Source organism: Pseudomonas putida, from assembly GCF_001976065.1.
In the GTDB taxonomy this organism is placed as follows: Bacteria; Pseudomonadota; Gammaproteobacteria; order Pseudomonadales; family Pseudomonadaceae; genus Aquipseudomonas; species Aquipseudomonas serbica.
In genome coordinates, this window is sequence record NZ_MNAH01000001.1 from 1,432,130 (window position 1) to 1,452,356 (window position 20,227).

Sequence of the window (20,227 nt, forward strand, 5' to 3'; positions counted from 1 at the left end):
CGTCAGGCTCCTACGCTTTGTCGTCGGTGGCTGGCACGGCGGCTTCGCGGCCGAATTCCTTGCCCAGGGTTTTCAGCTTCTCGGTGTTCTGCAACACGTCCATCAGCAGCTCTTCGAGCTTGTCGTTGCCGCCCATCTTGTTGCGCAGGTCCGCCAGCTTGTTGCGCACTTCCAGCAGCTTGCGCAGCGGTTCCACCTGCTTGACCACGTTCTGCGGTTCGAAGTCTTCGAGGGCGTTGAAGTTGAGCTCCACACCCAGCTGCGTGCCGTTCTTGGCCAGGGTGTTGTCGACGCGGTAGGTCAGGCGCGGCTTGATGCCCTTGAGCACGCCGTTGAAGTTGTCGCGGTCGATGAAAATGAACTTGCGGTCCTTGAGCTTCGGCAGCGGCTCCAGCGGGTTACCGGAGAAATCGCCCAGCACACCGACGACAAAGGGCAGCTCTTTCTTTTCCTGAGCGTCACCGATATCCACGTCGTAGGTGATATGGACCCGAGGCGCGCGAACGCGGTCGAGTTTGTGCTGGGTACTTTCCTTCTTCGCCATCGTGATCTCCTGTGCGAACAATTCGCTGCAAGTCGTTTGCGAGTCGGTTCAATGGGTGACCGAGCGCGTTACATTCCTTCGATCGTCAGCAGCAGGCGCTGACGAATTTCATCGTTCATTTCCATGATGTTTTCCAAGCCCACCAATTCTTCGAAGCTGGTGTTGCCGGCGATCTGGGTGCTGCTGCGGATCACCGATTCGTCGGGCAACTGTGAGCGCACCGGCGAACTGATGACGCAAAAGGGCAGGTCGCCGAAGTCTTTCAAGCGTTCGAAGGTGACGGGAAAACGCAGGCCTTCAAGCAAGCGGCTGATGCCGGGGGACTTGCTCAGGCAGTAGAACAGCACCAGGTAATGCACCACGAAGCGGTACAGCTCGGCGCTGCTGCGATTGGGGTCGTTGATGACGGTGCGAAAACGGGCCAGGTCGAACGAACTGAACCCGACCACCCAGCGCACGGGGCTGGTGATGCGAATGGACTGGCCACTTTGGGACAGCACCTTGTCGTACTCCAGCGCAAACAGTTGCGGGGTGGTACTGAGCAGGTTGAGGGGCACTTCGAGTTCGTTGACCAGCTGGAACGGAGCGGCCGAGCCGATGCGGTCGTAGAGCGCCTTGAGTTCCTTGAAATGGTGCTGGGTCTCGCGGCCGCTGCTGCGTTGCGCGCCCTGCAGGTATTCACCGAAAAACGTCTGCGGACGAATCAGCAAAGCCAGGGTCGCCAGGTAGTCCGAAGCCTGCGCCTTGAGCGCGTCAGAAATGGCCCGGGTCTGGCTTCGCAGCTTGATCAATGCTTCAACATCAAAAAACGTCTGAGTCATCGGTAACTTCGTCCTTGAACACTTCGCGACGACTACCCGGATATACAGGGGAGTACGGGCGCAGTGACTAATTTCTCGACCAGTTCACAGTTGTGATCGTTGATGTTTGACATCAAGAAATCACACTGCCAGGAATCATTGGGAGTGCGATGCTGGCATATGGATATCGAGTTGCCAGTAACGTCGTGTATGGCAACGGGATGTGTAGGAAAGTTCCTACGAGGCGCGGATTTTTTCTTTTTTTTGTGACCTGCCGCAATGATGTCTGCTTGCCACTATTTGCCGGATGTCCATGGCTCAAGTGCCTGAAACCCAATGGATTCAATGGTTTCCGGAAGAAAATGGATCCAATTTTTAACTAAAAAAAATTGAAAAAAGGTGAACCGGTTCACCTAATGCCCGCTTGATTATCCGGTAAGGAAAAAATTGAAGGATAAGTGTCATATTACTGGCACGAAGTGATGGCATCCCGAGATATCCGTGGATATACAAGGCGACCTTGCGCTGTTGAACGAGTGTTCGGGCAATACGGAGTTACATATCGCCGTTATTTCTGTATAACGCGCCAGGTACGACTGCGTCTCACAACTTTCATGTGTCGGCCGTGCATTAGCGTGAGGGCTTTCGGGCCTTCGTTAAATGGAATTTATGCTCGCCACGGATACAAGGCGACGCGACTATTGAGGCCCTGTCTCATGAGAACGTTGAAACTCATTGCCGTGCTGATTCTCCTGCCGCTTTTCCTTGGCTTGTTTGCTGTCTGGGAGTTACACCGCAGCACCGAGAGCATCAAGGAGTTCGCTGATATCAAGGCCGAACTGAGCGAGATGCATGTCGAAATCGAAGCGATGGTTGCCAAGCCGTTCTCACGCTCGGCCAAGGTCGATATCAACGGCGAACGCATGGGTGTCCACGAGGCGTTATCGCGGGTTACCCAGGCCGAACACGAACTGACCATCGTGCAACCGGTGGCTGGCGTGATGAACAACCTGGCCAAGGGCGCCATCGCCCTCGGCCTGCTGGCCTCGCTGGTCGGCGTGCTGGGGCTGCTGGGTTTGCGTTGGGCCGGCGCCCGCGCGAGTCATTCCCGTGAACGATTGCTGCACACCTTCAGCCGGGTGAGCCGTCTGTTGCCGTACCTGCTGGTGGGGCACATCGTCGCCATGGGCGCAGCGGTGGCGGCCATCCTCGGTTTCGAAGGCCTGGGGCTGTGGCACATGGGGAACATGAGCACCGGTGAATTCAAGCTGATGCTCGTCGTGCTAATGCTGATGCTCGGTTTCCTGTATTCGATCTGGCAGATGGGCAAACAGCTGCCGGTCATGCTGCACATGTTCCAGTCCACGCCGATGAGCGTTCTCGGCCAAGTTGTCACACCGGAGCAGGCGCCTGCGCTGTGGGCCCGTGTTCGCGAGCTGGCGGATCAACTCGGTGCGCTGGCACCCGAGCACATAGTGTTGGGCATGACCGAAGGCTTTTACGTCACCTCCAGCGACGTCAACCTGCTGCCGTCAGGCACCGCGCTCAAGGGCCGCACCCTGCACGTGCCGATGCTGTACCTGGGCCTGCTCGATTCGGCGGAAACCGGCGCGGTCATCGGTCACGAACTGGCCCACTTCGCCGGTGCCGATACCGAGTACAGCCTGCGTTTCGTACCGATCTACGAGGGTATCGGCCGCAGTCTCGGCGTGATTGCCGAAACCATGCTGCAAAGCGATGTGCTGCAACGCACGACGCTGTGGCCGGCGTTCATGCTCGGTGAGTATTTCATTGAGCGTTTCGATCACGCGGTGAACCATTGGAGTCGCGTGCGGGAGCTGGCGGCGGACGCGGCGGGCGCGAAGTTGACGGGGAATATCGCCATCGCGTCGGCGTTGGTGCGCATCGCTGCCATCGACCCCTTGTTGCAGCAGGGTGTATCGACCCATGTAGCCCGCGCGACCAACCCCAGCGCCGAACACGTGCGTACCGGCGATTTGCCTGGCAGCCTGGTGCAGGAGCTGGCCGTGCAGCCGCTGACCCTGCCCGAGGAGGAAATGGCAACCAGCCTGCCTCATCCGTCGGACACTCACCCCTCCAATCGCGAGCGGCTGGCGTCCCTGCAAGTCACGGTCGAAGAGGCCGTCAGCCGCGGCACCCGTCCGATCAACGCGGCACAAGCCTGCGCCGCGATGGATAACTACTTCGCCGATCCCCAGGCATTGCGTGCGCGCATTACCGAGGACTTTCTCGGCCATTACGTGGAGCAGGATGCGGCGATTGTGCAGGAGTTGCGTAGCCATGCCGGCAATGCCACGGAGGAAGTCCGACTGCATGAAGGCGCACGATTGCGCGGGTGGATTACCTTGGGTTGCTTCTCGTTCTTCATGCTGTTGGGTCTGGGCCTGCTGGTCTTGCCGTACCTTCTGCCGCAGGTTTTCGTGGACGCGAATTCCACAATGAAGTTGGTTGGCATTCTGCTCTTGATCTGCATGGCGTTCCTGCTGCCGCTCTCCTTGCGCATGCTCACGCGGGCGAACAAGACCGCGTTGTTGCTGACGCCCGAGCACTTCGTTTTCGCCAACTTCAAGGCGCCATTGCCGATACAGCATGTCGCCGATTTTGGTCTGCAAGTGGGCCAAGGGGTGCACTTGAATCTATTGCTGGAAGACGACGCCCCGATGCCTGAGTTGGCCTCGCGTTCGTTCTTTTCGCCGGATGCGAAACTCAACAGGAAAAAGCGCTGGGTCCAGCTGCACTTGCTGCAAATCTGCCGCGACGACAAAAAACTCAAGGACCAGGAGTTGGCGGACCTGATTGGCACCTACCTGAATGCAGGCACTGCACGGCACTTGCTGCAGCAGCGATTCGAGCAGGCCTGAAGGCTTTCAGCATTGGCAAACGTGGGGCGCCGGGTTCAAAGGCTCCCTGCGCAAAGCTGATGGAGGTCTGATAGCAGCCTTTGCAGTTCGTTGTTTTCGTCCAGCAAGGGTGTTGCGTTTTCATACAGGACAACGTCGTTGATCGAGCCCATGCCAACGCGTACGCCGTATCCTGGGGCAGCGCACGCCCGCCTTTCTGTTCAGGGCCAGGGAAGTGGTCGGCGATGTTGAGGGCACGGATATGGATGGTTTCATGAGGTTCTTTTTTGAATGAGCGACTCGGGCCAGATCAACGACCATTTTCAGCGAGATATTCAGGTAGCGTGCAAGAGGGCTATCGAGCAATTTCGCCAAGCGCACCCCACTGCCGATGTCTGTGGGTTTGCGCTGTACTCAGACGCTGATGCGCGGACTCTGGTGCCGTCGTTCAACACGGCTGATCACTTGGCGCGCGTGCAGGCTGAAGAACCTGCTGAGCAGGCGTATTTCAAATGGTCACCCGCTGAATGGAGCCACGAAACCTTCGGTGGCGATCACTTCAACGTCCTGTCGAGCCTGTTGTGGGACTTGGCTGATTCGATTCCCGATGAAGATTTTGAACGTCACCGCGCACTCGTCTTCGAACACTGTGTTGCGGCCTTGAGGTCGCTGACGACGTGCACGTTTGAGAACGCTATTTATGTATTCGCAGTCTCTGACTCTCAAAGCGTGCCGGAAGAAATCGCCTGGATTACGCAACTCAATACCCCCGAGCAAGCCCTCGAATTCAAGACATGGTTAGAGCAGGTCGAGCAATGAAAGGCATGCACTTAACAAGGATGCGTACATGACACTGCCCCACTTTATTTATCATCCCGATCCCGTCGGTAGCGGTTCGGTGCAAGCCTCTTACGCCACTTGCGTGAGCTGCAATCAGGCGCGAGGCTACATTTATGTGGGCCCGGTATACGCCATTGATGAATACGAAAACTGCATCTGCCCTTGGTGCATTGCCGACGGGAGTGCGCACCAGCGCCTGGGCGCGACGTTTGTCGATGACGAGAGTATCGGCCTGGACGGCGAAGACACGCTGAGCGAGGCGCAGATCGCCGAAGTCAGCCAGCGCACGCCTGGTTTTAATGGCTGGCAGCAAGAGTGCTGGCTGACTCACTGCGACGACGCAGCCGAGTTTGTCGGTAAGGCCGGCCATGCAGAGTTGCTTGAACTGGGCCCAGCGGCCATCGCCGCCGTTCAGGACTCAACAGGATTGGAGGACGGCCCGCAGTGGCGAGCGTTCTTCAATGCCCTGGATAAGGATCATGGGCCTACCGCCTACCTGTTCAAATGTCGCCACTGCGCCACGCTGGGCGCTTACCAAGACAGCCATTGATACCCAAAGTGCTCAATCCGAGGCTCCCCACAAGGAAGAATCTCTGATGACCGACGATCACACCCCCGACTTCACCAAAGTCCCCACCGGCATGCTGCCGTTCCCACCTGTTGAAGACGTGTTTGTCGCCGATCAACTGGAACTGGCCAACCATCTGCACCCTTTGTTCAGCTTAGATATCAGCACCGTAAACCCCGAGTGGTCGGGCGTGCTGCACATGCTCAGCCCGTTGGAACCGTACGAGGGCTTTGTCGGCGAGCTGAACGAGCGGGACGGGTGCCATGGCTACCATTACCGGACGGCCGGCGCAAACAGAGCCGATTGAAGGCTTGGTGCTATTCACCTTCGATTACAGTTGAATCCCATGAACAAGACCGAACTGCAAACTCTTGTAGTCAGGGTTAAAAAGTATCTCTTGATTATCTTTTTGCTCTGCCTTGCAGGCGTTTTCATCTATGCGTACCTGCAGAAACCGGAATTTCCTTCCGAGGTAGTCCTGAAGCAAGACTTCATTCCGGGGCAGTCGATCTACATCGTTCAAGATGCCAGGGATCCAGATGAGCCCAAAAACCTGAGGTTCTACGTCAACAATGGCGACGGCAGGAATAATGAGACGATGAAGGTGCTCCTCGGCAAGACCCCGGCCTTCCTGGTCTCGGACACTGACTTGAAGGACGTGGTAATCCAGCGTGTCTCCAACGGCCTGCACATCAAGCTCAAAGGCGCAGTCTCGAATTACCAGAGCAACCTTTACCTTGAAGACGGCGACACTTACACCACCTACCGTGTAAGCCTTGAGCAAGTCGAAACGCGACCGCCCTTGCCGAGCGGTCGGTAAGCTTATTTCAGCAAGGCAACCACTGCGCAGACAACCGCAATCACCAGCGCCGGCCACTGCATCGGCAAATCGATGATACTGGTTGCTGGCGGAGGGGCTGGTCGTATTGATGGCGTGCCTGCTGCCATTCTCGTTGCGCATGCTCAAGCGGGCGAACAAGACGGCGTTGTTGCGGATGCCCGAGCACTTGGTATCTGCGAACCTAAAGGCGCCATTGCCGATCCGGCACATCGCCGATTTTGGCCTGCAAGCGTGGGGTGCGAAGTTCAATGGCACCGTGCGCAGAGCTGATGGAGGTCTGATAGCAGCGTCTGAAGTTCGTTATTTTCGGCCAGCAAGGGCGTTGCGTCTTCATACAGAACAACGTCGTTGATCGAGCCCATGCCGCCGTACAGCGACATCAATCGAGACAACGCGTACGCCGTATCCTGAGGCAGCGCAAGGCTGCACTCCTCAAGTCTGTCGGCCCATTGCGGGTGACCGAATCTCCTCAGTAGTTCTGCTGTTCGGGCAAGGTTCGAGGAGATCTTGCAGATGTCTTTCATGGCGCCAGTCCTGAGCGAATCATTTATCAAAGTTCACAACGCTGACGGAACCATTGTGCCAATCGACCGAGTAACTGAGGCCATTCCAGTTACTAACGATCAACGCCCCGTTTTTGTCGCACTGAAGACTCATGTATGGCTTGTCTGCTTGCGTGCCGTGGGGACTTTCCTGGATGAACCAAACCACCTTTCCATGCCTCGATAGTGCAAGGATGTTTTTGTTGAAAATGACATTTGAAGGGGACTCGATCAGGACCGCGAGCCTGTCGTCATGCTGCAAGGCGACTTTGACCGGGTGAGGCAGGTGAATGGATTGATCTGCTATCCAAAGGGTGCCGTTGTCAACGTGGTACCAGGTTTCGGTCATGACGTTACCTCTAGTGTTATCCCTGAAGTCGCAGCAATTTCATGTGCGAGGAAGACTTTCCGGTGGCAACCCGTTAGGCAGCTGAATCTTCAGACCGCGTGAGATCTGAATGCCTATGTAGAAGGCATCCCCCAGTACGCCAGCAAGTTCAGGATCGTCGGCTTCAAACTCTTTGCTGGCCCAAACGCCGATGGTCAATTGGTGCAACCGGGCTTTATCTTTTTCAACGCCCAGCAACACGTTCTTGATGAATTGCAACTGGATTAACGAGCTTGAATAAATCTGGAATTCTGGACAGCCGTTGTATCTCAGGGCGGTGATGGTGATCGCATTGTCAATGTAGTCGAGGGCAGTTGTCGGCGTTTTCAAGAGGCGGTCCCTCTCGGTACCAACGTCTTGATTGCTGCGCGACGCCACGTATTGATCAAACATTCGGACCTGCTCTCCAATCCGGGCAGAGTCTCGATTGGAATCAACATGTTTTCTATAGGTAAGGAATTGTTCCGATTGTGGTCCATGGGCCAACAGCGAAACAATGGCCGCACATTGTATGAGCCAATAGATTTCGAACGAGGATTCGGTACCTCGACAATAACCAATATCTGTCCCCTTGCCGTACAAGTCACGAGCCAGTTGGCTGGCTTTATCGCGGTTTATCGTCGTCTCTGATGTCCATCCGGCCCGGTCATTTGCGATGACGAATACCCGATAACGCTGCAACAGGAGGGCATCCACTAGCGTCAGGTCCGGGCAGGCAGGGGGCATCAACGGTACAAAAACCTCTGGCTCACGATTGCTCGGCAGCCACGACAGGTTCCTTTCCACTCGGGAAGGTTGCTTGTCCACTTCGGTCAAGGTGGCTGCATCGACAACCTGCTCGGTGGGGGCGGGTGGAGGAGCGGGCTTTTGTCTGAAAAAGGTTTTCAAGCGCTTCAGTAGTTTTGACATGGAGGTAGCCGTTCAAGGATTTTGATTTCGAGGACAGCGGTCCATTGGTCCGGAGTGACGAGCTTGCCTTAGATAGCCGTTCCTCTATTGGCCCCCGGCTGCACAATCAGCAGGTCATCCAGCTCTCTGCGGCGACAGCTCATGGCAAACGCCAGGGCCGTATCAAAATCCGTTTGGAAGAGATCGAAGTTTGCCCGGTCAATTTGGTAATACTCCTCGTAGTCGACCATGCCGTTGCTGACTGGAATCGACAGGTAAAGGCGACCTGTAGTCTCCTCGACGCCTAAGGCAAACATATGTTCACGGCTTTTGAAAACGTCACTGAATTTCATCGTGTCCTTGATCTGGTGGTTGGCGGTTTTTATCTTCGCGCATTCTGGATTTAATGAGTTTGTACGATGACCAGTCGCGACCACCAATCAGCTCAATGTAAAAGTTCGCGTAAGCGCCGTTCAGATCACCCAGCATTCTCAGATTTGTTTCGTCGAAAAGGCGGTGGCCAGGAATAATGTCTTCGTTGGCGAAACGCTCGCCTTTCTGAATAGCCATTCAATCCTTACCGCGTTGCAGTACGCCTTGCTTGAGTCAAGGGGCTACGGCATTTTATGTGCTTATGTAGGTTTCGGATTACTGTTCTTCTTTTCTTCCATCTGGGCTTTCAGTCGACGTAGCGTCGGGGATTCTCCTCCGATCAGTTCGATTTTAAACTCCGCCAAAGCGTGCTCAAGCTCTGCATATTGCTGCAACCCCTCCTCAGTGAACAGATAGCGTCCAGGGATATCCCGCCATTCCATAGGTGTGCGGATTTGACCACGCTCGGCCAAATCCATCAGAGGGGCCAGTTCTAGATCCAATTTAGCTGCAGCAGGGTCTTTTGCCTTTAATGCATCGATGGCTGCCCGTAGCTTCAGGGTCTTTTCTTTAAGTTTTTCGATATCCATAGGAGGCTCTAGTTAGCTGTGGTTCCGATCAATTTTGGTGTTCCCCACTCGGCACGGTCAGGTGTCAGATATTGGAATGATTCACCGGTTCTCTGGATTGCACCGCTCAATTCTGATGTAGGGGCGACTTTACTGACAAAAACCTCGGTTGGCTTCAATGGTGCCATCTCGTAGATCGAATAGGTGGTTGATTCGCTGCTCAACGGCAATCCGAACGAATCAGCCAGTGTCCTCCCGGAGTTCGCGGCTGCCTGTAGCTCCTCATGAGTGGTAAAGAACGGCGAGTAAGGTGAAACGCCTTGGCCTTCGGGCACGATTTTCACAAGGGGCGAATCCATTAACCTTACTTCGGGGATGGTGGAGCCGGAAGCTACCTGGTCGAACGCCCGTGAGTAGATGGTTGTTGCATCAGCGTCAGGGGCAGCCGCTTGCAGTTTGCCCAGCAGTTTTTCCCCGTCAGGCGTATTCAGGAAGCCTTCGATTTGCTCGTTCGACAAGCCCTTGGTCTGGAAGGTTTTGACCTTCTTGACCTGATCCTCCACCGAAACGAAGTCAGGGTCCTGCTTGGCGTAATACTCACGCATTGTCTCCGGCTCGGCCTTCTGAAGAGGCGCCGGTTCCTTCACCCGCAACTCATCCCGAGCCAGCAACTTCTGCTCATTCCTTGCCAGCCAACCCGCCAACTGCTTGTTCGATATCTCCGCCTGTAGCTTCGCGCTACGGGTCGCGATGCTTTCCATGCTGTTCATCACACCGGCTTTCATCTGGCCCCGGGTCAGGTAGGTGACGATGGCGGTGAGCAGCAGGAGTACAAGCTGCTCCTGCCCGCGAGCCAGTTGTCGTGCCGCGCGTTCGACGCGCTCCTGTACCAGTGCAGCGGAGCCGCCGCTGGGGTCGAGGCCGGACGGCTTGAGGCCTTCTTCGGCGTGCCAGGCCGTGGCGATGCCTTCCTGCAAGGTCGAGAGGCAGGCGGGCAGGCCCTGGTAAAAATATTCGGCGATGGCGGACAGGCCCAGGGCCATGAGAATCAGGTTGCCGACTTGTAACCCGATTCCGCCACCCACCATTGCTCCAGGGCCAGCGCCGACGCCAAATGCGAAGGCCCCCGCTGCGCCGCCGGCCACGGTGCCGATCGCCACGCTGCCGCCGAGAATCATCGAGACTTCTTTGACCAGTTGCAGCAGCACCGGCAGGATCTGCTCGATTTCAATCGAGGCCCACTTGCGCTTGAGGTCCATCTGGATGATCGGGTAGGAGAGGGTCATCGCCTGATGCACCGCATCGATGCGATGACCGCCCATGTAGCCATAGGCCTGGCTCGCGCCATTGCTGACACGCCGGGTGAAGCCGTTCCAGTTGTCGTGAACGCTCTGCAGGCCGTCGTTGACGCCCTGGTTCAGCTCGCTGAATTTCTGGTCGAGGTTGCGTTCGACATCGGCCCAGCTGGGCACGTTGGCTAAAAGATCCATTTACTCATCACTGTCCTTGGGGGAAAGGCGCTTCCTTGTTGCTGCAGTGAAACTGTCGATTATCCGACTTCACAGCATTGCCTGAGTGATGGCAATGGGCCGCACTTCCGACTGCGGGGCGAGTTGAAAGTTTCAACATGGATCCCATTTTTTGTTATTCGCGTTACATTCGGCAATGATGGCAATAAGGCATTAGCCGCTAATTGACAGCGTTTAACTTCCCGTTTGTCCTTGATATATCGGCGTTTCTGGTTGGCCAGCGTGGCGATAATTATTTTTCAGGATTATCCGGAGCTGAGTTCGAAGCGCGTGGAAGCGCCCGCATGCACTGCCTGCGACTTGACAGGGCGCATAACATGCGTGTCTCCTTCCCGCGTTCGAGTACCTGTGATATTCGTAAAAGTGTGACAAATTTCTCAATTATTTAGCCGGGTAATGGCACTTTCATACTGCCTTGCGGTCGCAGTTCCTGACGCACAATGGTGTGTAATGGATTTCATTCGGTGTTTAAAAAATCGATGAAAATCAAGAATTCATAGTTGCGGCAAACAGGGTTTTGACCCTTTTATCTGATTCGTGCGCAGTGGTTGAGAGAGGGCGGTAGCTTTCCACTGTTTTCAAGGAGATACACATGTTGATGGACCTTGCCGCAATGCTTTCCCCGCAGAATCGGCGCCTGTTCAAGTTCAAGAACTTCGCCAACCCCGAACAGCAATTGTTGCTTGAGTCCTTCAAGGGGACCGAAGGTCTGTCCCGCGCGTACAACTTTGAATTGCTGCTGGTGTGCCAGGACTCCGGCGTCGAGTTGAAGTCGATGATGGGCCAGCACGTGGTCCTGGAAATCGAACTGGCAGACGCCACGCCTCGCTACCTGGCAGGCTACCTGACGCGGTTTGCCAGCATCGGCAGCGACGGCGGCATGGCCCGCTATACGGCGACGCTGAACCCCTGGTTCTCCATGCTGAAGAACCGCTTCGACACGCGCATTTTCCAGGGTTGCACAGTCGAGGATGTCGTCACCCAGGTGTTTGCGCTGTGCACCGCGTTTTCCCGGCACGAATTCCATCTGAGCAAGCCGCTCAAGCATTACACCTACATCACCCAGTACCGCGAATCGGACTTCAACTTTGTCCAGCGCCTGCTGGAAGAAGAGGGGATGTTCTACTACTTCGAGCACACCGCCGAAGGCCACACCATGATCATCTGCGACGACTCCAGCACGCTGGTGCCGTTGCCTGAACAACCGCAGATCCGCTTCCACACGGCATCGGTCACCGAGACCGCCGACTCCATTACCCAATGGAGCGGAAACCGTCAGTTGCAGTCGGGGAAAATCGCGGTCCAGACCTTCGATTATCGTCAGCCGTCCAATCGTTTGCCGGTCGCCATGAAGAGCCTGAACAAGCAGGGCGATGTCGACGAGTTTGAAATCTACGACTTCCCCGGCCAATACACCCACGGCACCTACGACGAAGGTGAAGCGCTGCTGCGGTTGCGGGTCGAAGCGCTTGAACTCAAGGGCAAGAGTTTTCATGGCGCCAGCAACTGCCGCGCGATGAAACCCGGCTACACCTTCGAACTGCTGCAGCATTACGATCACGATCAAGGCCCCGCCGATGATCGTCAGTTCCTGCTGATGAGCGTCGAGAGCGAAGGCCACAACAACTACCTTAGCGGGCAGCAGGCGAGCTACTACAACACCTTCTCCTGCGTGCGCAAAAAGATCGTCTTCCGCCCTCAACTCACCACCCCGCGACCGACCATCTCCGGCCCGCAAACCGCGATCATCGTCGGCCCGCCGGGGGAGGAAATATTCACCGACGAACTCGGCCGCGTGAAGGTGCAGTTCCACTGGGACCGCAAGGGCGAGCACAACGACAAGAGCTCCTGCTGGGTCCGCGTTGCCCAGGCCGGCGCCAGCGGCGGTTTCGGCAGCATCCAGATTCCCCGTGTGGGCGATGAAGTCGTGGTGGTGTTCCTCGATGGCAACCCCGACCGCCCATTGGTCATGGGCAGCCTCTACAACAGCCAGAACACCCCGCCGTGGTCGTTGCCGGCAAACAAGACCCAGAGCGGGTTCCTGACGCGGTCGATGAAGGGCGACGGCGGTACGGCGAACTTCTTCCGCTTCGAAGACAAGTCCGGCGCCGAGCAGATCATCATGCATGCCGAGCGCAACATGGACACCGAGATCGAGGTCGACGAGACCCACAGTGTCGGCAGCAACCGCACGATCACGGTCGGTGGCACGCACACCGAAACCATCAAGAAAGACACGGTGATGAATATCCAGGAAGGCTCGCTGACGATTCAGGTCGACAACCAGTTCATTCAGGTCAGCGCCAACCAGCACATCATTCTCCAGGTGGGGGACAGCAGCATCACCCTCACGCCGGACGGCATCGAGATCAAAGGCAAGGCGATCACCACCACCAGCACCGGCACGACCCAGATCACCGGTTCCGAGGTCAGGGTCAATGACTGAGGTAACGGTGTCATGACCAGGGTCAGTCTCTACGATCGCATTTCCGAAAAGCGTATTGCGCGGGAGGAAGCCGAACGCCTGGCTCAACAGAACGCGCTCCTCGTGCAGCCTGAGCCCGAGCCGGAACTCGAGCCCGAGCCTGTGTTGGCGCTGCAAGACACGCCCAGCAGTTTCTCCTTCGGGGGTTTCAACCTGGCTTTTCCGGCGGGCTTCAATTTCCGTGAGGTCCAGACCACCCTCGAGCACCAGGGCGAGCCGATCAGCCTGACGATCAAGCGTCGTGACGTGCAACAGGGACAGACGCTGGATCAATTATTCGAAGCCTCGGTGCAGGCGTTTCGCCGGGAGCATCCGGACGTGCGCATCATCCGTCAGCGCGATGTCAGCGTGGCCGGCAATGCAGCGAAATCGGTGGATCTGCATTTCAAGTGCGGTCATGCCGATCGTCACGCGCGCCTGGTGGGTGCCCTGGTGCCCGTCGCCGGGCGTGACGATGGCCAGTGGCTGAGTATCGCTTGCGAGATCGATCCGGCCCGGCCCGCGCTCAGTCTCTGGCTGGTTGATTTTGACGGCATGCTCGACGGCCTTGCCGTGCGCTGAACGCCACATTTTTTTTGATTCAAGGAAGTTACCCAGAATGGATTATGAGTTGCAGGAAGGCAGCATCGCGCTGCCGCAAGGGTTCCAGGACCGCACGGTGAACATGTTCGTGCTGGGGGCAAGCATTCCGGCACCGTTGAGCATCACCGTTTCCCGAGACACATTGCTGCCCGGTGAGGCGCTCAAGGCCTACGTCGAGCGTCAGGTCAAGATGCTCGCGTCCAAGCTGCGCGGCTATACGCTGTTGGGCAAGAAGGCCGTTGCGCTGTCGACGTCGGCACCGATCGACGGCGTGCAGATCGATGCGTATTACATGACCGATGGCCGACCCTTCTATCAGCGCCAGGCGGCGTTCCTGATCGAGCCTGGACGCGCGCTGATTTTTTCCACCACAGCCCAGGCTGATTTCAGCATCGAGCAGAATCAGAACTGGAATGACCTGCTGGCCAGCTTTCAGCCTCGCCAGCCCGGCGGCACCAAGACCGACTCCAGCACACAGGAGTAACGGTCATGTTTGAAGCCGCAAGGTTTGGCGATGAACTGTCGCACACCAGCGCCCTGGGTGGGTTTCTCATCGGCGCAGCGCTCGGCATTGCGCTGGTCGCCACAGTGGCGATCGCGACGTTCACCTGTGGGTTTGGCGTGGCTTTGTTGGCGGGTTTGGTCGCAGGCGTCGGAGGTAGCCTGCTCACCGCGGCCGGGGAGAAAATCGGCAGTATGTTTTCTTCACCCGCGGGGACCATCGTCACCGCGTCGCCCAACGTGTTCATCAATAGCCGCAAGGCCGCCCATGTCGAAAAAAGCACGGGAGCCTGCGACAAGCATCCCGGCCCGGTGAAGGTCGCCGAAGGCTCGACCAACGTCTTCATCAACGGCACGGCGGCCGCCCGCAAGGGCGACAAGATGACTTGCGGCGCGACACTCTCCAGCGGCTCGGACAATGTCTTCATCGGTGGCGGTACCCATCGCTACCTGCCGGTGGACGACGAGATCCCGGGTTGGTTGCGGACCACGGTCGACATCCTCATGGCGGTCGCCGGCGCAGCGGGTGGTATCGCCCAATTGATCAAGGCCGGGACCCAGGCCGGCATGAAAGCCATCATGCCCTGCGCACTGAAATTCACCGCCGGGTTTGTCGCCGGTGAGGTGGCCTCACGTTATGTCGTGGGGCCGGCCATCGAGCGAGCGGTGGGTGGCCTGATCGGCAACCCCGTCGACGCCACCACCGGCCGCAAGGTCATAACCGACGAAACCGACTTCAGCTTGCCGGGCCTGATGCCGATCCAATGGTCGCGCTTTTATGCCTGCGACCTGAGCGTCGACAGCGTGCTCGGCAAGGGCTGGGTCCTGCCCTGGGAGCAAAGCCTGCGGCGCAGTGGCGCCTTCGTTTATCTCACCGACAATCAGGGGCGCAGCGTTCCGTTCGTGGACGTGCAACCGGGGGAGCGCATCTACAACCCCCATGAACAGGTCTATCTGGTCTGCACCGAGGGCGGCCACTACCTGCTGCAAACCCTCGACAATACTTTTTTCTACTTCGGCGAAGTCGCGGACGACAACAACCCGGTGCCGCTGCAACGCATCGAAAACGCCCTGGGCCACTTCCTGCATTTCACCCGCACCGCCCAAGGTTCGCTCACCGACATCAGCGCCACCGGTGGCGTGCGCGTGCACCTGCATTACGACAACCCGCTGGGCCGCCTGACCGACGTCAGGCGCGTGGTCGACAACGAAGCCGTCGAAACCCTGGTGCAGTATCGCTATGACGACAACGGCCAACTCGCCGAGGTGATCAACCGCAACGGCGATTCACTGCGCCGTTTCAGCTACATCGACGGGGTAATGGCCAGCCACAGCAACGCCCTGGGCCTGACCTGCAACTACCGCTGGGAACAGCTCGACGGCCAGCAACGGGTAGTGGAGCACTGGACCAGCGATGGCGAGCGTTTCCACTTCCGCTACGACATCAAGGCGCGCACTACGCGGGTTACCGACGTGCTCGGGCGCGAAGCCGAGATTCACTACAACGCCGATCACCGCGTGATCGCCAGTCGCGACTTCGGTGGCGAGCACTACGTCATCGACATCGATGACATCGGCAACATGACCGGCCTGACGTTACCTGACGGCAACAGGATCACCCTCAAGTACGACGAATACTCGCGCCTGCTCGAAGAGACCGACCCGCTCGGGCGCTCGATCAAATACCGCTATCACCACCTGACCCCGCTGGTCACGCAGGTGGACTACCCCGACGGCAGCACCTGGCGAGCCCGCTACGACGACAAGGGCAACCTCATCGCCGAAGTTGACGCCCTCGGGCATGTCACCGAATACCTCAATGGCGACGACGGCCTGCCACACACCATCATCGATGCCACCGGCAAGTCCAAATACCTGTGGTGGAACTCCCTGGCCCAGGTCGAACGCTTCCAGGATTGCTCGGGTAAAAACACCACCTACCGCTTCGACGAGCGCCACCATCTGGTCGCCGTCACCGACGCGCTGGGCCAGACCACCACGCTGGAGCGCAAGCCGGACGGCGAAGTGCTGCGCATCCATCACCCGGATGGCAGCGCCGAGTCGTTCACCTACAACGCTCTCGGCCAGGTGCTGACGCACACCGACGGCAAGGGCCAGACCACCCGACTGCTGCGCACCGCCCGGGGCCTGCCGAGCAGTCGCCAGGACGCCAAGGGCCAGCGCATCCGCTACGAATACGACCCGGCGATTCGCCTGACCGCGCTGATCAACGAAAACAACGCGGCCTACCAGTTCGCCTACGATGCATCCGACCGTCTGATCGAAGAAAAGCGCATCGACAACCTGACCCGGCGTTTCAGCTACAACCTGGGCGGGCATCTGACCCAGGTCGACGAAACCGGCTACGGTGAACGCGGTGAACGGCCACAGCGCCGCACCGAGTTCGAGCGCGACAGCATTGGCCGGTTACTGGCCAAACTCAATGCCGATGCCAGTCAGGATTATGTGTACGACGACGGCGATCGCCTGCTGTCGATCCAGCGCCTGCCGACCGCGCAGGGCAAGCAACTGGGTGTCAGCGAAGAAACGCTGGAATTCGCCTACGACCTGCTCGGAAGGCTGATCCAGGAGACCACGGCGCAAGGCGCCTTGTCCTACGAATACGACCCACTGAGCAACCTCACCACCCTGACGTTGCCCACCGGCCAACACCTCAATCACCTGTACTACGGCAGCGGCCACCTGCACCAACTCAACCTCGACGGCCAACTGATCAGCGACATCGAGCGCGACGACCTGCACCGCGAAGTCCTGCGCACCCAGGGCACGCTCACCAGCTGCTTCGGCTACGACGCCATGGGCCGCAAGAGCTGGCAGTTCGCCTCGCGTCTGCCGGCGGAAAAACTCTCGCGCCTGCACAACCCCGGCATCCAGCCCGACCTGCTGGTCGAGCATGCCTACAACCCGATTCACCGCCGTCACCAGTACGACCCGGCCGGCGAACTGACCCGCACCCTCGACAAACTGCGCGGCGAGATCAAGTACGAATACGAAGCCAACGGCCAGCTGCACAGCCGCGACACCGGTCAGTTGATCGACAGCGAAGAATTCCGCTACGACGCCGCAGCGAACCGGCTGAACTTCAACACCAGCCAGTTTGACCACGTCAAAGACAACCGCCTGAAGCGCTGGCGGGATCAGGAATATGCCTACGATGCGTGGGGCAACCTGATTGAAAAACGCAGTGGGATGGGCAMGCTGCAGACGTTTGTKTATGACTGTGAAAATCGGTTGGTGCGGGCTGAGACGTTGGTGAATGGCAGGCTGGAGAGTACCGGTKCKTATCGGTATGACAGCYTGGGGCGGCGGGTTGGCAAGGTTTCAGAGGTCAACGGCAAGACCGAGCAGAAGCACTTTTTGTGGCAAGGCCTGCGGATGTTGCGCGAAGAGCGTCCGGGGCAGAGCAGTCTGTATCTCTACGAGCCGGGGAGTTATGCGCCGTTGGCTCGGGTGGATCAGGCAGAAGGTGAAGAGCAGGAGCTTTACTACTTCCATACCGACCAGATTGGTACGCCGTTGGAGATGACCGACGCGCACGGGAGCATAGTCTGGCAGGCGACGTACAAGGCGTGGGGTTCGGTTGAAAGGCTGGCGGTCAATGATGTCGAGCAGAACCTGCGGTTTCAGGGGCAGTATTTTGACGATGAGACGGGGCTGCACTACAACACGTTTCGGTATTACGATCCGGAGGTGGGGCGGTTTGTTACGCAGGATCCGATTGGGTTGTTGGGTGGGCACAATCTTTATGGTTATTTGTCGAATCCTTTTTCTAGGATCGACCCGTGGGGGTGGTGTGAAACAAAGGGTATGGGAGTCAGTAAATCGGGGCACCATGTCCCCGCTGTGCGAAAGTCAGTAGGTCGACCATTTGAGATTGCAAGATCTGATAAGACTAGACCAACCATATTTCCACGTGGAAAAAATCCAGAGCATTCACATTGGCTTTTGCATGAAGCTGAGCGACCTCATATCGGGCCCCGCCAAGGTGATTTTTCAGGAACAGATGATGAATTGTTTGCGGCTTACAGAAAAGCATATGAAAATATGGATCATATAAAGGTTGATGTGGTTTCACCTAATGGAACGCATGTCTTAGGTGAAAACGTGACACCGCGTACGGCAGTAGACCTTATTGAGAACTGGCTGAGAGAGAGTGGCTTGAGATGACTAGTGAATCTATAAAAGAGCTATCGATTTTAATCCATGAAGAAGATTTTTTTGAAGTGGTTGCTTTGGCTGTTAAAGACTGGGACGAGGCGTTAGACCAAAGAGATAGGGGGGAGTTTGATGCGTCGTGGGTTGAAAGTAATGAGTATTTGAAAAAACTAGACTATAAAACCTCTACTGATGAAAAGGAAATTTCAGCGTTAAGAGAGTTTTCTTTCAAGAAAGTGTTCCGTCTAACGCAAAATTCCGAAGCCGCAAGCTATGTGTCTGATGATATCGGAATGATTGGGGAGGCCATAGCAAAAGGACATGTGAGTGAATGGGTAGCGAGGTTACTTGATTTGTACCGCAAAGGTGAATTTCCCTGTTAGCTTTTGGCGATACGAATCGGCTGCTGAAAATCAACCGGTTAACAACAATCTGGCAATGTCTAAGAAAAAATAATTCACCCACGACCTGATAGGCCACCAGATATAGGGGCGGGACGTGAGGTGAGCTAACGCCATCTGTCGCTCGCTCTTTCAAAATTCATCGAAATAAGTGGCTGTCAACATTGTCTCAGCCACTTTCTCTATAGTAATAATCGACGCCCGCCGCAAGCCACACCTACCTGTGGTGGAACACCCTGGCCCAAGTCGAGCGCTTCCAGGATTGCTCCGGTAAAAACACCTCCTACCGCTTCGACGAGCGCCACCATCTGGTCGCCGTCACCGACGCGCTGGGCCAGACCACCACGCTGGAGCGCAAGCCGGACGGCGAAGTGCTGCGCATCCATCACCCGGATGGCAGCGCCGAGTCGTTCACCTACAACGCTCTCGGCCAGGTGCTGACGCACACCGACGGCAAGGGCCAGACCACCCGACTGCTGCGCACCGCCCGGGGCCTGCCGAGCAGTCGCCAGGACGCCAAGGGCCAGCGCATCCGCTACGAATACGACCCGGCGATTCGCCTGACCGCGCTGATCAACGAAAACAACGCGGCGTACCAGTTCGCCTACGATGCATCCGACCGTCTGATCGAAGAAAAGCGCATCGACAACCTGACCCGGCGCTTCAGCTACAACCTCGGCGGGCATCTGACCCAGGTCGATGAAACCGGCTACGGCGAACGCGGCGAGCGGCCACAACGGCGCACCGAATTCGAGCGCGACAGCATTGGCCGGTTGCTGGCCAAGCTCAATGCCGATGCCCGTCAGGATTATGTGTATGACGACGGCGATCGCTTGCTGTCGATCCAGCGCCTGCCCACCGCGCAGGGCAAGCAGATGGGTGTCAGTGATGAAACCCTCGAATTTTCCTACGACCTGCTTGGTCGCCTGATCCAGGAGACCACGGCGCAAGGCGCCTTGTCCTACGAATACGACCCACTGAGCAACCTCACCACCCTGACGTTGCCCACCGGCCAACACCTCAATCACCTGTACTACGGCAGCGGCCACCTGCACCAACTCAACCTCGACGGCCAACTGATCAGCGACATCGAGCGCGACGACCTGCACCGCGAAGTCCTGCGCACCCAGGGCACGCTCACCAGCTGCTTCGGCTACGACGCCATGGGCCGCAAGAGCTGGCAGTTCGCCTCGCGTCTGCCGGCGGAAAAACTCTCGCGCCTGCACAACCCCGGCATCCAGCCCGACCTGCTGGTCGAGCATGCCTACAACCCGATTCACCGCCGTCACCAGTACGACCCGGCCGGCGAACTGACCCGCACCCTCGACAAACTGCGCGGC

Annotated in this window: 19 protein-coding genes and 1 pseudogene; 11 read left to right on the forward strand and 9 right to left on the reverse strand. The window is 57.5% G+C overall.

Annotated features, from left to right (window positions below):
* Window positions 1–10: 10 nt before the first annotated feature.
* Window positions 11–544, reverse strand: a complete 534-nt coding sequence (gene tssB, locus BKX96_RS06530; protein ID WP_046820303.1) for a type VI secretion system contractile sheath small subunit — start codon at window positions 542–544, stop codon at window positions 11–13.
* Between the two features lie 68 nt (window positions 545–612).
* Entirely contained in the window at window positions 613–1,365 is a 753-nt protein-coding gene (locus BKX96_RS06535; RefSeq protein ID WP_046820302.1) for a hypothetical protein, read from the reverse strand.
* A 695-nt stretch (window positions 1,366–2,060) separates the two neighbouring features.
* Between BKX96_RS06535 and BKX96_RS06540 the strand changes: the two genes are divergently transcribed.
* From BKX96_RS06540 to BKX96_RS06560, 5 genes are all read left to right on the forward strand, one after another.
* Complete coding sequence (locus tag BKX96_RS06540; RefSeq protein WP_046820301.1) at window positions 2,061–4,226, forward strand: M48 family metallopeptidase; 2,166 nt, start codon at window positions 2,061–2,063, stop codon at window positions 4,224–4,226.
* Window positions 4,227–4,496: 270 nt separating this feature from the next.
* Window positions 4,497–5,024: a DUF4303 domain-containing protein gene (locus BKX96_RS06545; protein WP_046820300.1), complete on the forward strand. Its 528-nt coding sequence runs from the start codon at window positions 4,497–4,499 to the stop codon at window positions 5,022–5,024.
* Window positions 5,025–5,052: 28 nt separating this feature from the next.
* A complete protein-coding gene (locus BKX96_RS06550; protein ID WP_046820299.1) occupies window positions 5,053–5,595 on the forward strand; it encodes a CbrC family protein in 543 nt (180 codons plus the stop codon).
* Window positions 5,596–5,641: 46 nt separating this feature from the next.
* Window positions 5,642–5,920 (forward strand): hypothetical protein, encoded by a 279-nt coding sequence (locus BKX96_RS06555; protein WP_223542075.1) that lies wholly within the window; start codon window positions 5,642–5,644, stop codon window positions 5,918–5,920.
* Between the two features lie 39 nt (window positions 5,921–5,959).
* On the forward strand, window positions 5,960–6,433 hold the full coding sequence (locus tag BKX96_RS06560; protein ID WP_046820297.1) for a hypothetical protein: 474 nt from the start codon (window positions 5,960–5,962) through the stop codon (window positions 6,431–6,433).
* Between the two features lie 266 nt (window positions 6,434–6,699).
* Here BKX96_RS06560 and BKX96_RS32810 read toward each other — a convergent pair whose 3' ends face one another.
* The 7 genes from BKX96_RS32810 to BKX96_RS06595 form a co-directional block, all read right to left on the reverse strand.
* The gene (locus tag BKX96_RS32810; protein ID WP_046820296.1) at window positions 6,700–6,978 is read right to left on the reverse strand and encodes a DUF6966 domain-containing protein; all 279 of its coding nucleotides are present in this window, start codon (window positions 6,976–6,978) and stop codon (window positions 6,700–6,702) included.
* A gap of 19 nt (window positions 6,979–6,997) precedes the next feature.
* Window positions 6,998–7,345 (reverse strand): DUF7957 family protein, encoded by a 348-nt coding sequence (locus BKX96_RS06570; protein WP_077183100.1) that lies wholly within the window; start codon window positions 7,343–7,345, stop codon window positions 6,998–7,000.
* Window positions 7,346–7,384: 39 nt separating this feature from the next.
* Window positions 7,385–8,293, reverse strand: coding sequence for an immunity protein Tsi6 family protein (locus BKX96_RS33120; RefSeq protein WP_235431900.1), 909 nt, complete (start codon window positions 8,291–8,293; stop codon window positions 7,385–7,387).
* Window positions 8,294–8,361: 68 nt separating this feature from the next.
* Entirely contained in the window at window positions 8,362–8,625 is a 264-nt protein-coding gene (locus BKX96_RS06580) for a hypothetical protein (RefSeq protein ID WP_046820294.1), read from the reverse strand.
* On the reverse strand, window positions 8,612–8,842 hold the full coding sequence (locus BKX96_RS06585) for a hypothetical protein (protein WP_052760685.1): 231 nt from the start codon (window positions 8,840–8,842) through the stop codon (window positions 8,612–8,614). Before BKX96_RS06585 ends, BKX96_RS06580 begins: the two co-directional genes overlap by 14 nt.
* 62 nt (window positions 8,843–8,904) lie before the next feature.
* Window positions 8,905–9,234: a hypothetical protein gene (locus BKX96_RS06590; RefSeq protein WP_077183101.1), complete on the reverse strand. Its 330-nt coding sequence runs from the start codon at window positions 9,232–9,234 to the stop codon at window positions 8,905–8,907.
* Window positions 9,235–9,242: 8 nt separating this feature from the next.
* Window positions 9,243–10,703, reverse strand: coding sequence for a DUF6861 domain-containing protein (locus tag BKX96_RS06595; protein ID WP_077183102.1), 1,461 nt, complete (start codon window positions 10,701–10,703; stop codon window positions 9,243–9,245).
* 631 nt (window positions 10,704–11,334) lie between these two features.
* On the opposite strand from BKX96_RS06595, the gene BKX96_RS06600 reads away from it, so the two are divergent.
* The 6 genes and pseudogenes from BKX96_RS06600 to BKX96_RS06625 form a co-directional block, all read left to right on the forward strand.
* Window positions 11,335–13,188, forward strand: a complete 1,854-nt coding sequence (locus BKX96_RS06600) for a type VI secretion system Vgr family protein (RefSeq protein ID WP_077183103.1) — start codon at window positions 11,335–11,337, stop codon at window positions 13,186–13,188.
* Window positions 13,189–13,200: 12 nt separating this feature from the next.
* On the forward strand, window positions 13,201–13,788 hold the full coding sequence (locus BKX96_RS06605) for a DcrB-related protein (RefSeq protein WP_046820290.1): 588 nt from the start codon (window positions 13,201–13,203) through the stop codon (window positions 13,786–13,788).
* 37 nt (window positions 13,789–13,825) lie between these two features.
* Complete coding sequence (locus BKX96_RS06610; protein ID WP_046820289.1) at window positions 13,826–14,293, forward strand: DcrB-related protein; 468 nt, start codon at window positions 13,826–13,828, stop codon at window positions 14,291–14,293.
* Window positions 14,294–14,298: 5 nt separating this feature from the next.
* Window positions 14,299–18,498 (forward strand): RHS repeat-associated core domain-containing protein, encoded by a 4,200-nt coding sequence (locus tag BKX96_RS06615; RefSeq protein WP_256721386.1) that lies wholly within the window; start codon window positions 14,299–14,301, stop codon window positions 18,496–18,498.
* Window positions 18,495–18,869, forward strand: a complete 375-nt coding sequence (locus BKX96_RS06620) for an immunity protein PIM1 family protein (protein WP_046820288.1) — start codon at window positions 18,495–18,497, stop codon at window positions 18,867–18,869. Before BKX96_RS06615 ends, BKX96_RS06620 begins: the two co-directional genes overlap by 4 nt.
* A 236-nt stretch (window positions 18,870–19,105) precedes the next feature.
* Window positions 19,106–20,227: pseudogene (locus tag BKX96_RS06625) on the forward strand (type IV secretion protein Rhs); the annotation flags it as partial.

What these genes read in the sequence shown, in the direction of transcription:
- tssB (WP_046820303.1), bottom strand. Translation starts at nt 544, where the DNA reads ATGGCGAAGAAGGAAAGTACCCAGCACAAACTCGACCGCGTTCGCGCG.
- BKX96_RS06535 (WP_046820302.1), bottom strand. Translation starts at nt 1,365, where the DNA reads ATGACTCAGACGTTTTTTGATGTTGAAGCATTGATCAAGCTGCGAAGC.
- BKX96_RS06540 (WP_046820301.1), top strand. Translation starts at nt 2,061, where the DNA reads ATGAGAACGTTGAAACTCATTGCCGTGCTGATTCTCCTGCCGCTTTTC.
- BKX96_RS06545 (WP_046820300.1), top strand. Translation starts at nt 4,497, where the DNA reads ATGAGCGACTCGGGCCAGATCAACGACCATTTTCAGCGAGATATTCAG.
- BKX96_RS06550 (WP_046820299.1), top strand. Translation starts at nt 5,053, where the DNA reads ATGACACTGCCCCACTTTATTTATCATCCCGATCCCGTCGGTAGCGGT.
- BKX96_RS06555 (WP_223542075.1), top strand. Translation starts at nt 5,642, where the DNA reads ATGACCGACGATCACACCCCCGACTTCACCAAAGTCCCCACCGGCATG.
- BKX96_RS06560 (WP_046820297.1), top strand. Translation starts at nt 5,960, where the DNA reads ATGAACAAGACCGAACTGCAAACTCTTGTAGTCAGGGTTAAAAAGTAT.
- BKX96_RS32810 (WP_046820296.1), bottom strand. Translation starts at nt 6,978, where the DNA reads ATGAAAGACATCTGCAAGATCTCCTCGAACCTTGCCCGAACAGCAGAA.
- BKX96_RS06570 (WP_077183100.1), bottom strand. Translation starts at nt 7,345, where the DNA reads ATGACCGAAACCTGGTACCACGTTGACAACGGCACCCTTTGGATAGCA.
- BKX96_RS33120 (WP_235431900.1), bottom strand. Translation starts at nt 8,293, where the DNA reads ATGTCAAAACTACTGAAGCGCTTGAAAACCTTTTTCAGACAAAAGCCC.
- BKX96_RS06580 (WP_046820294.1), bottom strand. Translation starts at nt 8,625, where the DNA reads ATGAAATTCAGTGACGTTTTCAAAAGCCGTGAACATATGTTTGCCTTA.
- BKX96_RS06585 (WP_052760685.1), bottom strand. Translation starts at nt 8,842, where the DNA reads ATGGCTATTCAGAAAGGCGAGCGTTTCGCCAACGAAGACATTATTCCT.
- BKX96_RS06590 (WP_077183101.1), bottom strand. Translation starts at nt 9,234, where the DNA reads ATGGATATCGAAAAACTTAAAGAAAAGACCCTGAAGCTACGGGCAGCC.
- BKX96_RS06595 (WP_077183102.1), bottom strand. Translation starts at nt 10,703, where the DNA reads ATGGATCTTTTAGCCAACGTGCCCAGCTGGGCCGATGTCGAACGCAAC.
- BKX96_RS06600 (WP_077183103.1), top strand. Translation starts at nt 11,335, where the DNA reads ATGTTGATGGACCTTGCCGCAATGCTTTCCCCGCAGAATCGGCGCCTG.
- BKX96_RS06605 (WP_046820290.1), top strand. Translation starts at nt 13,201, where the DNA reads ATGACCAGGGTCAGTCTCTACGATCGCATTTCCGAAAAGCGTATTGCG.
- BKX96_RS06610 (WP_046820289.1), top strand. Translation starts at nt 13,826, where the DNA reads ATGGATTATGAGTTGCAGGAAGGCAGCATCGCGCTGCCGCAAGGGTTC.
- BKX96_RS06620 (WP_046820288.1), top strand. Translation starts at nt 18,495, where the DNA reads ATGACTAGTGAATCTATAAAAGAGCTATCGATTTTAATCCATGAAGAA.